The sequence below is a fragment of the Microbacterium sp. BWT-B31 genome (assembly GCF_041379855.1).
In the GTDB taxonomy this organism is placed as follows: Bacteria; Actinomycetota; Actinomycetes; order Actinomycetales; family Microbacteriaceae; genus Microbacterium.
The window spans coordinates 38,476-48,859 of the sequence record NZ_JBFECU010000021.1 but is presented as its reverse complement, the minus strand read 5'-3'; the positions used below and the strand labels follow the sequence as shown (position 1 = coordinate 48,859).

At 67.6% G+C, this 10,384-nt stretch carries 21 protein-coding genes; 20 read left to right on the top strand and 1 reads right to left on the bottom strand.

Annotated features, from left to right (window positions below; translation table 11 throughout):
- The coding region (locus AB1K54_RS16100; RefSeq protein WP_371203776.1) for a glycohydrolase toxin TNT-related protein at positions 1 to 1,610 on the top strand (1,610 nt) is incomplete at its 5' end.
- Positions 1,610 to 1,897 carry a YrhB domain-containing protein gene (locus AB1K54_RS16095; protein ID WP_371203775.1) on the top strand — a complete coding sequence of 96 codons (288 nt, stop codon included), beginning with the start codon at positions 1,610 to 1,612 and terminating at the stop codon, positions 1,895 to 1,897. The genes AB1K54_RS16100 and AB1K54_RS16095, both read left to right, overlap by 1 nt.
- A 28-nt stretch (positions 1,898 to 1,925) precedes the next feature.
- Here the strand turns inward: AB1K54_RS16095 and AB1K54_RS16090 are convergent, their stop codons facing one another.
- Positions 1,926 to 2,357 carry a hypothetical protein gene (locus AB1K54_RS16090; RefSeq protein ID WP_371203774.1) on the bottom strand — a complete coding sequence of 144 codons (432 nt, stop codon included), beginning with the start codon at positions 2,355 to 2,357 and terminating at the stop codon, positions 1,926 to 1,928.
- A gap of 75 nt (positions 2,358 to 2,432) precedes the next feature.
- Between AB1K54_RS16090 and AB1K54_RS16085 the strand changes: the two genes are divergently transcribed.
- The 18 genes from AB1K54_RS16085 to AB1K54_RS16000 all read left to right on the top strand — a co-directional run bounded on the left by AB1K54_RS16085 (position 2,433) and on the right by AB1K54_RS16000 (position 10,287).
- Entirely contained in the window at positions 2,433 to 3,053 is a 621-nt protein-coding gene (locus tag AB1K54_RS16085; protein WP_371203773.1) for a TNT domain-containing protein, read from the top strand.
- Positions 3,054 to 3,357: 304 nt separating this feature from the next.
- Positions 3,358 to 3,609, top strand: coding sequence for a hypothetical protein (locus AB1K54_RS16080; RefSeq protein WP_371203772.1), 252 nt, complete (start codon positions 3,358 to 3,360; stop codon positions 3,607 to 3,609).
- The gene (locus AB1K54_RS16075) at positions 3,587 to 3,952 is read left to right on the top strand and encodes a hypothetical protein (RefSeq protein ID WP_371203771.1); all 366 of its coding nucleotides are present in this window, start codon (positions 3,587 to 3,589) and stop codon (positions 3,950 to 3,952) included. Before AB1K54_RS16080 ends, AB1K54_RS16075 begins: the two co-directional genes overlap by 23 nt.
- A gap of 138 nt (positions 3,953 to 4,090) precedes the next feature.
- Positions 4,091 to 4,561, top strand: a complete 471-nt coding sequence (locus AB1K54_RS16070) for a hypothetical protein (protein WP_371203770.1) — start codon at positions 4,091 to 4,093, stop codon at positions 4,559 to 4,561.
- A complete protein-coding gene (locus AB1K54_RS16065) occupies positions 4,558 to 4,809 on the top strand; it encodes a hypothetical protein (protein WP_371203769.1) in 252 nt (83 codons plus the stop codon). Before AB1K54_RS16070 ends, AB1K54_RS16065 begins: the two co-directional genes overlap by 4 nt.
- Complete coding sequence (locus tag AB1K54_RS16060) at positions 4,809 to 5,066, top strand: hypothetical protein (protein ID WP_371203768.1); 258 nt, start codon at positions 4,809 to 4,811, stop codon at positions 5,064 to 5,066. The genes AB1K54_RS16065 and AB1K54_RS16060 overlap by 1 nt, the downstream gene beginning before the upstream one ends.
- A 208-nt stretch (positions 5,067 to 5,274) precedes the next feature.
- On the top strand, positions 5,275 to 5,397 hold the full coding sequence (locus tag AB1K54_RS16055) for a glycohydrolase toxin TNT-related protein (protein ID WP_371203777.1): 123 nt from the start codon (positions 5,275 to 5,277) through the stop codon (positions 5,395 to 5,397).
- Positions 5,397 to 5,939, top strand: coding sequence for a hypothetical protein (locus AB1K54_RS16050; protein WP_371203767.1), 543 nt, complete (start codon positions 5,397 to 5,399; stop codon positions 5,937 to 5,939). The genes AB1K54_RS16055 and AB1K54_RS16050 overlap by 1 nt, the downstream gene beginning before the upstream one ends.
- A complete protein-coding gene (locus tag AB1K54_RS16045) occupies positions 5,939 to 6,373 on the top strand; it encodes a hypothetical protein (RefSeq protein ID WP_371203766.1) in 435 nt (144 codons plus the stop codon). Before AB1K54_RS16050 ends, AB1K54_RS16045 begins: the two co-directional genes overlap by 1 nt.
- A complete protein-coding gene (locus AB1K54_RS16040; RefSeq protein WP_371203765.1) occupies positions 6,370 to 7,194 on the top strand; it encodes a hypothetical protein in 825 nt (274 codons plus the stop codon). Before AB1K54_RS16045 ends, AB1K54_RS16040 begins: the two co-directional genes overlap by 4 nt.
- Positions 7,191 to 7,493: a hypothetical protein gene (locus AB1K54_RS16035; protein ID WP_371203764.1), complete on the top strand. Its 303-nt coding sequence runs from the start codon at positions 7,191 to 7,193 to the stop codon at positions 7,491 to 7,493. Before AB1K54_RS16040 ends, AB1K54_RS16035 begins: the two co-directional genes overlap by 4 nt.
- Positions 7,494 to 7,593: 100 nt before the next feature.
- The gene (locus tag AB1K54_RS16030) at positions 7,594 to 7,815 is read left to right on the top strand and encodes a hypothetical protein (RefSeq protein WP_371203763.1); all 222 of its coding nucleotides are present in this window, start codon (positions 7,594 to 7,596) and stop codon (positions 7,813 to 7,815) included.
- On the top strand, positions 7,808 to 7,936 hold the full coding sequence (locus tag AB1K54_RS16025; protein ID WP_371203762.1) for a hypothetical protein: 129 nt from the start codon (positions 7,808 to 7,810) through the stop codon (positions 7,934 to 7,936). Before AB1K54_RS16030 ends, AB1K54_RS16025 begins: the two co-directional genes overlap by 8 nt.
- A gap of 110 nt (positions 7,937 to 8,046) precedes the next feature.
- The gene (locus tag AB1K54_RS16020; RefSeq protein WP_371203761.1) at positions 8,047 to 8,325 is read left to right on the top strand and encodes a hypothetical protein; all 279 of its coding nucleotides are present in this window, start codon (positions 8,047 to 8,049) and stop codon (positions 8,323 to 8,325) included.
- 90 nt (positions 8,326 to 8,415) lie between these two features.
- Positions 8,416 to 8,679: a hypothetical protein gene (locus AB1K54_RS16015; protein WP_371203760.1), complete on the top strand. Its 264-nt coding sequence runs from the start codon at positions 8,416 to 8,418 to the stop codon at positions 8,677 to 8,679.
- 164 nt (positions 8,680 to 8,843) lie between these two features.
- The gene (locus AB1K54_RS16010) at positions 8,844 to 9,404 is read left to right on the top strand and encodes an Imm61 family immunity protein (RefSeq protein WP_371203759.1); all 561 of its coding nucleotides are present in this window, start codon (positions 8,844 to 8,846) and stop codon (positions 9,402 to 9,404) included.
- A gap of 29 nt (positions 9,405 to 9,433) precedes the next feature.
- Positions 9,434 to 9,697: a hypothetical protein gene (locus AB1K54_RS16005; protein ID WP_371203758.1), complete on the top strand. Its 264-nt coding sequence runs from the start codon at positions 9,434 to 9,436 to the stop codon at positions 9,695 to 9,697.
- Positions 9,698 to 10,077: 380 nt separating this feature from the next.
- Positions 10,078 to 10,287: a hypothetical protein gene (locus tag AB1K54_RS16000; protein ID WP_371203757.1), complete on the top strand. Its 210-nt coding sequence runs from the start codon at positions 10,078 to 10,080 to the stop codon at positions 10,285 to 10,287.
- The last annotated feature ends 97 nt before the right edge of the window (positions 10,288 to 10,384 follow it).

Below are 10,384 nucleotides of genomic sequence, written 5' to 3'. Positions count from 1 at the left end.
CCACCCACGCCATGAACCTCCTCGACGACTTCGGCACCGACCTGAACACCGTCACCGTGCACGTCGACGCCGCGGGGAACAACGTCTTCGACTTCCCGGGCGGCCGCATCGAGACCCCCGCCGGCTCGTTCGACGCCGCCGCCGGCATCCGCACGGGCGGCGAGGGGACGGATGCCGCGATCTCCGCGCCCGTCCGCGAACCCGAACTCGTCACCGCCGGCGGTGCCCACGCCGAGAGCGGCGCCGGCGCGGTGAACACGATCGTCGACGAGGCGCCGGTCCGCACCGAGACCAGTGGGTCCGGCGAGACCACCGTCGTGCGCGACCCCGACACCGGTGGAGCCGCCGAATCGGGCACGGGCGGATCAGGACACTCGCCCGCCTCCGGGTCCACTGCCGATTCGCGCGCGTCTGGCGCCGCCGACGACGCGCCCGCTCCCGCTGATCCCGGCGACGGCTGGACGTCTGGTCCCGCGCACCGCGGCGATCAGATCGACGCAGGCTACGGCGAGCCCCGTCCCGACCACGGCACCCTTCCGGATCGCTATGCGCCTCCGACTGAGGTGCCCGCCGATATCCGGCACCTCGTCACCGATCCCGACGCGCCCTACGGCAGAGGCTCCGACGGCCAGCCCTACACGCGCGCGGAGTGGGAAGAGCGCTACATGGGTCCGGACGACCGGCCCGTCTACCCCGGCAACGACGGCGCCGCACCCGGCACCCGCGTCACGTACACGGACATGAGCGCGTTCCGAAGCGAGTTCGGCACGACGGTCGACCGCTTCGGCGGCAGCGGCGGCAGCTACCTGTCGCCCGAGGGCGTTCCCTTCGAGCACCGTGCGCTTCCGGGCGGCAACCTCAATGCGGGTTATCACGTGTTCCGGACCGTGGATGAGCTCCCTCCAGGGGTTCGCATCGAGGTCTCCGAGGTCGCCCCCGCCTTCGGGCAACCGGGCGGCGGCGTGCAGATCCAATTCGTCCATGAGACGGACGGCGTGCTGAGCGTCGAGCAGTTGCTCTCGAACGACTACCGCGTCCTCGAGCCGACGGTCCCGACGCCGAATCCAGATCTCGACGCCGGGGCGACGACGCTGAGCGAGCTGCGGTCACCGATTCCCGGCTCGGCCGACGTGTCGGCGCTCCACTTCGGCAGTGTGCCTGCCGACATTCAGCGGGCGATCATCCGTCACGAGTACCCGGGCATGCTCGGCATCAACGCAACACGCTTCCTCGACAACGGCGCGGGGTTCGACGTCAACTGCACACGATGCGTCATCGCTTTCGACCAGCTGATGGATGGAGCACCATCGTCTGCGATGCCCGTGCACACGAACGGTGCACCGATCACGGATATCACGAGGTCCCTCGGGCTCAGTGAGTCCTTCAAGATCGTGCCGGACTATGCCTCCATCGCCCAGACGATGGGAACGCTGCCGGAGGGCAGCCGGGCTATCGTGCTGATCGAGCGACCGACGGGCATCGGACATGTCTTCAACGTGATCCATGATCGGAACGGCGTCGTCTTCCTGGATGCACAGTCCGGCCAGTTCGCGACGCTCGAGAACGCGGCACGCCTGCGCCTGTTGATCACCCACACGGGAACGCCATGATGGATCGCTCGCAAGAGGACGCCGTGCATGCCGCGGAGAAGCTGCTCGAGGCGTCTGCCAGAACTGACGGGATAGCGCGGAAGATCATCGGCGAGCCCGTCGACACCGGTGCGCACTGGGTCTTCTTCTATCAGGGTCGTGACTACCTCGAGAACGACGACCTCGACGCGATGCTGGTCGGCAATGCCCCCATCGTCGTACCGAAGGACGGTTCGGACTCGTTCGCGCTGTCGACAGCGGAAGATCTCGATGCTCAGATCGCGAGACTGCGCGACCGCAACCCTTGAGGATTCCCGCGATGGCAACTGCTCAGCGTCACGCGAGGAGGAAGTCGGATACTTCGCGCAGGTTCTTTCCGGCGATGTGGGTGTACCGCTTGGCGTTCGCGCGGTGCGCAAGCACGGCCCGGTGGCCGTCCACCTCCGCGATGTATCCACCATCCGCGTGTGCGATCGTCGCGCGCGGCGCAGGATCCGCCGGAAAGACGTCTTCCAGCCCCCGATCGGCCCGCCAGATCGCTCCGAAGCAGACGAGAAGGAAGGCATCGGCGTCCGCGAGAGTCGCGAAGTGCCCCGTCGTCGACCAGTGCCCGCGATTCTGAGTGACGACCGTGCACCCGTCGAGCTCGTGGCGCACCCCGAACGCGACCTCCATGTCGCCCCACCCGTGAACGATGCCCGACTCCTTCGAGAGCTCCGCGAAGCCCAGGCTCTCTGCCCAGGTCGCGAGCACCTGTTCCTCGTGCACTGCTCCATTCTGCCCGTTCGGCCGCCCCGCCGACATCGGTAGGCTTGGCAGGCGATTGCGACGGAAGGGCGTGTGATGACCGAACCCTGGGAGGCGGCTCGCGCGCGATTGCGCGACGAGGCGGTGCCCGACGAGGCGGTGATCCTGCCCGGCGACGTCGGACTCGCGTGGGAGGGCGCCCTGCATGTGAGCTCGACTCCTGCCGGCGTGTGGACGATCAGCACCGTCGACTACGGGCAGCCGCGTCTGCTCCTGCGCAGGCCGAGCGCCGAGGAAGCCGTGGCAGCGCTGTACGCCTACCTGCTCGGCCCGCTCCCGCCCGCTTCGTCGATCGCCGACGATGAACGCGAGCGCATGCTCGCGTGGGCCGCGCCGCACATCCTCGACCTGGCGGGCCGAGCCGGCAACAGGACCTTCATCGACGCTCCCGCCGGGCTGCTGCTCGATCGCATCGGCGCGCTCGACGGCTACCTGCTCTTCCCCACCGGCACGTCTTTCGAGGCGCGCTCCCTCCCGCCGACGGCTCTCGGCCAGCCTCTTCACTCGTTCGTGACGACGGACGCTCTCCGCGTCGAGGCGTCGGTCACACCCCCCTGGTTCGGACGTCAAGGCGGCGGCGTGCGATTCGCGATCGCAGAGGCCGGCGTCGGTATCCGCGACCTGGTGCGCGAGGGCCGCCTCGCTCGACTCGACTGATCCGCCCAGAATGGGCTTCGACAGGCGCAGGAACACGGACATCCTGCCCACCGACGGTGCGTTCCACCCCCGCCGACTCGCAGATCGCCCGCAAGCTCTCGGCGTCGCTGCGCGCGGACGAGCCGGGCCGCGTCCTCACCGACGTGCGGTATGACCAGGGGTCCGCGGGTCGAGCATCCCTGTCGATGAATATCTCCAGCTGCGGGAAGAGTCGCTCCATAACCCGCATTCGAACACGCTCGTGCTCGGGCGTTGGACGAACGATGACAGTTCCTACCTTGCTGTCGCGAAACGCTCCGACGCAATGTACTTCGACATGGGCGGCGACTGGGATGCGGCGAAGACGCGATATGACCTCTCGCCCGTCGACGACATGTTCGAGTTCTTCAACCGTCCAGTTCCAGACGACGCGATCGGCGCGAACAAGACGATTCGATTCACGCACGATCCGGATCTGCGTCCCGGATCCTTCCTCAGCATGGAGGCACGTTACCTTGAGCGATTCGATTGCCAGATCGTCGAAGATGGGCAAGGTGGATGGAATGCTCTCCGGTAAGTCGATGCTCGACCTTTCACGCGCCCTTCGCGATGCGCTCCGCGGAGTGTTTGGCGAGCAGGTCTCCGGCTTCCGTGTGCTTGAGCATGCGGATGGCGACAGGGCGTGGCTGGCGTACCGCTTCGTGCTGTATGACTTCTCACCGATCGTCTTCACGTATGACCGCGGTGCGTTCGGGTTCGGCGAGGATCACGGGAACGTGGTGCTCCCCGTACTGACCTCGACCGAGTCTGCACCGGGGCTCGATGACCTGACTAGGCTCATGACCGAACTCGATCGGCGCGTGCGCTTGCGGATCCCCGACAAGTACCTCGCCGATCGGGGTGTGGGAACCAAAGATTGACGATCTGGCTGAGCGACAGTGCGGGCGCGCCCGCACACGGATTCCCGGGCGGTGGATGGCAGATCCGATTCCGCGACACCACGACGAACGAGTCCTGTCGATCTTGGATCTCGGACCAGACGGATTGGGCATTCTCTCGTGACCATCGCCGACGAGCTCGCACCCCTCATCGCTTTCGCCGCCGAGGGTGGCTGGACCTGGACGCAGCCCAGCGACGCGCTCTTCGCGTTCCGCACGGGCGACCCCGACGACGTCTGCTCCGTGGTCGACGGCGTTTATGTCGTGAGAAAGTACGAGCGGGGGGCCATCTCGAGTCCGCTCATCATGACGAACGACCTCGAGGTGCTCGACCGATTCCTGACGCTCCGATACGGTCCGGACGTGCGCCGACGGGCGGGCATGCCAAGGCTTCCTCGGCCGATCGACGCTGCGGTCGTGACGTCACCGCCGCCGGGAGTCTCGACCGATCTGGGGGCCGATGGCTACCTCATCGAGTGGACAGAGAGCAAGCAGAGCCGGCGCGCCTGGGGTCTCAGCACCGTCAACGCAGCTCGACTCATCGAGTGCGGTCGCAAGCCCGCCGACGAGATCCGACGTGACTTTCGATGATCCTCGGGCACGGCCTCGACCCCGACACGATCGCGTCGCACGCCCGCACCGTCGGCACGATCGCCGGCGCGGTGCGTGGGGCCCTGGTCGACCGCGTCATCGATCGTGGCTACTTCACCTGGGGCACGTCGCCGATGCAAGGGGTCATCGCGCCCGGCTTCGGCAGCTCCGGCGGTGGTCTGCAGATCGAGTTGCCGATCCAGGTCAGCGTGCTCGAGGCCCTCGGCATTCTGAAGGAGGTCCACTGATGGACGAGGCAGAGTTCGAGAAGGCCGTGGTCGAGGAGCGTCTCGGTCGATGGCTCGCACGGTCCCGCCCGGGAGGGACGACCGCGAACAAGGTGTGCGTCTTCGAGGACTACGGCGCGTGGCGCACGCTCGTGACGGATGAGCGGGCCGGAGTCCTGGAAGGCACTCGCCGGGAGTTCGCGACCGAGTCCGAGGCGCTCGCCGACGCACTGGATTCGTTGCGCCTGCTGAAGGATCTGCTGACGTTCCGCGCGTAGGCGGATCGAGTCCGCGGCTGATCGATGAGACAGAATGCCCAGGCCGCGGGCGCCCGGATCCATCCGCACCGGCTCGCCTAGACTCGATGCGTCCCTGCCCGGACGGAAACCGCCATGACGACACCGGACTCGACCCGCACCGCAGACGTGGACGCGCTCGTGCTCACGCGCCGCGCGAGCGCAGGGCAGCACCCTCTACAATCCGAGTCTGCTCACGAGGCAGGGACCGATCGCCGAGGCGTTCGAACACCCCGGCGGAGGAATCCAGATGGAGTTGCCGTTGACCGTCGAGGACCTGCTCGACCTCGGGCTGATACGTGAGGTGAACTGATGGACACCTCCCAGACCGCACAGGTCAGCCCTGACACCGTGTTCCAGAAGGTGATGGACCAGCCGCACTTCGCCGTTCAGCCCGACGGATCCGCGAAGGTCGTGTTGGGCCAGGCCGAGAGAATGATCCTCGATGACGTCGACACCGTGCGCGGGTCCGTCTCGGTCGCGGACGACACCGCGCATCTCGCCCTGCCCCGTGACTTCTACGACCGGCTGCGATTGGACTACCCCGACACCAACTTCTCGGTCGGCGACAACTCCGCGTTCGTTCTCCGATTCCAGGTATCCGACATCCCCGGTCAGGGCACCGTCACTCCGCAGCCGCACAGTTCGATGGGCGGCAACGGAGCCCTCGACCACTACCAGCCACCCTTCACCGGCAACGGCTTCCTCGCGGCTGCCGACGACATCCTGCCCGAGTATCGCGCCGACAGGGTGACGATGCGTAACGGGGCGGAGGTGTGGGAGGTGCTCGACGACGGCACTCAGCGCCTCTACGCCGTGCTGCGCAACCACCAGTGGATCCCGCAGGACAGCTGATGGCTGACATCCCGACGTTCGCAACGTTCCTGGAGTACAAGGGACACAAGCTCCGCTTCCGCTCCGGGGGCGACACGTGGGCCCGCGTCCAGGTCGACGGTGAGCCGACCCTCGAACGCTTCCCTGAAGCCCTCGAGTTCAGCTCCGACCCGAACGAGCCGTGGGTGATGCTGCCAAAGACCGCCTTCGACGCGTCGTTCCGGCAGGAGGTCTTCGGGAGGTGGCACGGGGTTCGCGTCGCGCTCGAGTCCGTGATCGCGCACGGACTCAGGCGCGGGCTGGTCAGGATCAGCTACGAGGGGAACCGTCCCGACGAAGCGATCGCGGCGGGTCTTCGCGGCAACCAGAACGACGGGTGGACGGCGGAGGTGGATCCGTCCGAAATCGAGGACGTCACCGTCGAAGAGACGATGTACCCGATGACGGGCCGATGAGTCGGATCGTGCTTCAGAAGCTCCTGCACAGGGGCATGTCGGCGATAGTGCTCGATCGCGGTTACGACCAGGTCGGCGGGTACGTCGTCGAGGCCTCGGCCGCAGCCGAGTTGCGGACCCCGGAGGCTCTGCGCGCCGCCTACGGGATCGCCGATGACGCAGACCCCTGGGTCGATGTCGTGCGATTCCTCACGCCCGCGTGCGCGGAGCTGAACGCGCCGTCCGGGGCGGAGCGCCCGTGGCCCGCCTACCCCCAAGGCTTCCTTCACCCGGTGGCGGAGCCCATCGTCCCGGTCTGGACGCTCTCGACGACGCGATACTCGCCGGGTGCGGAGGTGTGGCGCATCTCCGCCGATGGCACTCAGAAGATGATGTCGTCGTACGGAGGCGCTGCACGCGGCTGGTCGGGTGCTCGCCAGTGGCGGCCCGCGTCCCGCTACTTCGGCACGCGCGCCGTCTGGCGCGGCACGGAGTATGCCGCGGACGTCGCAGACGGCGCCGTCTCGCTGACGTCTTTCACAGAGCTCGAGCACGATGGGTGGTCGCAGCAGCGCCCCGCGACCTGGAGCCGGGTCGTCGAGGTCGCCGAATGCGAGGTCTACGAGCTCGACTTCCGCGCATCGCTGCAGGGCGTCGACGTCCGGGTGCTCGAGGTGATCGGCAGCGACCTCCGCCTCGAGATCGTCGGCGACGACCCGGCGATCGCCGAGCAGCTCCACGCGAGCATGATCGACTTCGGGCAGTTCGAGCTCGTCGGCGTGCCGGGGGCACTGCTCACGCAGACAGAGCTGGTCGCGAGGGCCCGCAGGGACGAGCCATGACGGCACCGGACGTCGCCTTCTTCGACGACGCGGCCTCGTCAAAGTACTACTCGGGTCCGTCCGACACGCTCGGCGCTCCCGGGCGGCCGTTCTTCGTCATGCCCGCGGAGGACGCCGGCATGTCTCCGGCGACAGAAGCACGCCTCGTCACGGGCGGCGAGGTCCACAGTCTCGCCTTCCCCACGGACGGTATCGGCTACCGGGTCCCGACCGCGTCGGACGCGATGGGGTGGCCGCACTTTCTCGAAGGCGGACACACCGCCGCCCTCGGTGAGGGCCGGGTGCCGGATACCTCGTGAATCCCACCCGCGAGTTCGTCATCCCGGGCGGCACACCTGTCATGCCCGACGCCTTCCGCTTCCTCCTGGCCGACGGCCAGTGGGTCCTCGAGCGGGTCTGGTGAACCAGGTCACGCCCTGGGAGTCTCAGGGCTGCAAGGTATGCCGGCGGCAGTGGGAGGCCGGCGAGCGTCCTCGATTCATCGGTGAGAGCATTCCCGATCGCAGCGAGCTGTACCGCTGCGACGTCTGCGGCACGTGGTGGCTGATGACCGAGCGGTACGCTGTCGCCGTCGCGCCGGATGACGTCCGGGAAGTCTACGGAGAGTACTTAGATGCCTGATCCCCGCGCCGAAACACCCCTCGAAGCGGCGATCCGCTCGGGCGGGAGCCACGACGCCTCCCCCGATGCGGTGCTTCGTGTCTTCGCCGACCGCTCCTACCGGCCGCTCGGCCGCGACTGACAGTGATGATGACGCCGGCGCCGAAGTCCTGGAAGGCACTCGCCGGAGGTTCGCAACCGAATCGGACGCGCTCTGCCGCTACGGTTGCTCTTCGAAAGGAACCCACACTCATGACCCTCGACGTTCCGCTCAGCGCCGCGATCGTGGACTACGTCGGGCTCGACGTCGGTGCAATCCCGGGAAACCACCCGGATCGCATCGCATCCGACGAACTGCGCGCCCGCGTCGGCGCGATCATGGCGGGACTCGATGCGATCCGCCCTGACCAGACCGCGGGAGACCTCTTCGACTGGGCGCGTCGCGAGGTCGACGGACTCAGTGCCGCATCCGAGCTCTCGCAGGAGGCCCGCGAGGCGCTCGTGTCTCTGCTCAGCTTCACGTGGCGCTGACGGCATCCATGTGCCAGCGTTTCTGAGAATGGATGACGGATGAGCGGGCCGGAGTCCCGGAGGGCTATCCGAGAGATCCGAGGCTGATCAATGAGACAGGATGAGGCGCTCGCAATCGTGTCAGTCGAGTCGCTCACCGACTTCGTGTGGTTCGAGGAGCCCACGAACCGCGCGAACGTCGTCGGAATCGGGCGCGACGGCGAGCGCTGGTGGACGTACACGACCGACGAACGCGCGGCAGTCCACGGCGCGGTGTTCTTCGACGATGAGGAGGCCGCGCTCGACGACTTCATCGAACGCCTCCGCGCGCTCGATCGCATGATGCGCTGGCGCGCCCGCCGGCGAGGCCAGTGATCCGTCCGTGAGTAGGATCCATTCCAGGTTGTGCTCGAGCGCCTGCATCCGGCACCGCACTCCCGTTCGCGCCGGACGAGCGGGAATCGCGGAACTGGTGCGGGAAGCTCGCTCGACCGCTCCCGCCGAAGCATCGAGGAGCTCATCGACCGGGAGGTGTTCGGATGACGGCTTTCGGACTCACTGAGGTTGCAGACTGGCTTGCGGAGACCGGCCGAGCCGTTCAGCAGCAACCGACGGGGCTTTCGGTCGCCGACGACGAGGTGACGATGCGCATCGCGCAGGACGACCACGAGTGGGTGATCCACAAGACCTGGCGCGATGAGGACCGAGGCGTCGTGTTCACGAGCCCCTCCGTCGAAGACGTCGACCGTTACCTCACCCTGCTCACCGCCAACGAGGTCCGGTCCCGCAAGGGGCTCCCCCCGTTGCGTCACGGCATCACCACCCGCCCCGATGGGATCGCCGAACCCTCCAACGGGCTCAACCTCTCGGGCGACCTCGACCGCGGGTTCGTCTTGACCGACCCGCGCACGGGCGAGGAACGGCGGTTCGCCAGCGACATCGAAGCCGCGCGGTTCAGCCGCTACATCGGACTTGCCCCCGGCGTGCTGCGGTCCGCGATCCTCAGCTCTGCGCGCGTGATCGACGTGCCCGCTGCGCGGCCACCAGACCCCGAGCACCCCACGGGGTCCCCCTCCGACTCGTCCACACCCGACCGGTAAGCCCGAAACGCGCGGACGAAGGGCTGATCGTGAAGTTCACACCCGTCGAGTTCTCTTGCGAGGGCCGGTATTCGCTGGGCATCGAGCAGGACACCGGCAAGAGGTACCTCGCGATCCCGGTCACCAACGGCCTCGCCGACTACGAGGAGTACTACGAGCTCGACCTCGACGAGTACGAGCGGTTCCTCGCGGACGGCGAGGCGGCGACCGCGTTCGCGGACGAGTGTCGTGAGCGCAAGAACGACGAGCGATTGATCCGCAAGCCGGGTTGGAACCGCGGCATCCCGATGTGATGTCCGCCGGGCAAGGCGATCCGCCTCCCGGTGGCGCGCGGCGCCCCGCCTAGACTCGAAGGGTCCCGACCCCGGACGGAACCACTCATGACGACTCCGGACTCGACCCGCCCCGCCGAGGTGGATGCGCTCGTGCTGACGCGCCGCTTCACCTGGGGCAAGCAGCCCATGCAGAGCGAGATCGCGCCGGGGTTCGGCAGCACCGGGGGCGGCCTGCAGGTGGAGCTCCCGCTCCCCCGTCTATCTGCTCGAGAAGCTGGGCGTGCTGAGGGAGGTTCCGTGATGGATCGAGCGAGCTTCGACGCGATCGTCAGCCAGGAGCGGCTGACCCGCTGGCTGGTCTTCGGGGAGCCCCGCGGCACCTCCACCAACAAGGTCTGTTGTACGTCCGCGACGGGGTCTGGCATCGCGAGATCACCGACGAGCGGGCGGGCGTCATGGAGTCCTCGAGGCGCGAATTCGCGACCGAGGAGGAAGCGCTGGACGATGCACTCGAGACGGCCCGCGGTGGTGGCGGCATCCAGCTAGAGCTGCCGCAGACCGTCCAGTGGCTCCTCAACAATGGATACATCAAGGAGGTCCGGCCATGAACCACCCCGAACTCATCGAGTCCGCGGCTGATCGATGAGACAGAATGCCCAGGCCGCGAGCGCCCGGATCCATCCGCACCGGCTCGTCTAGACTCGA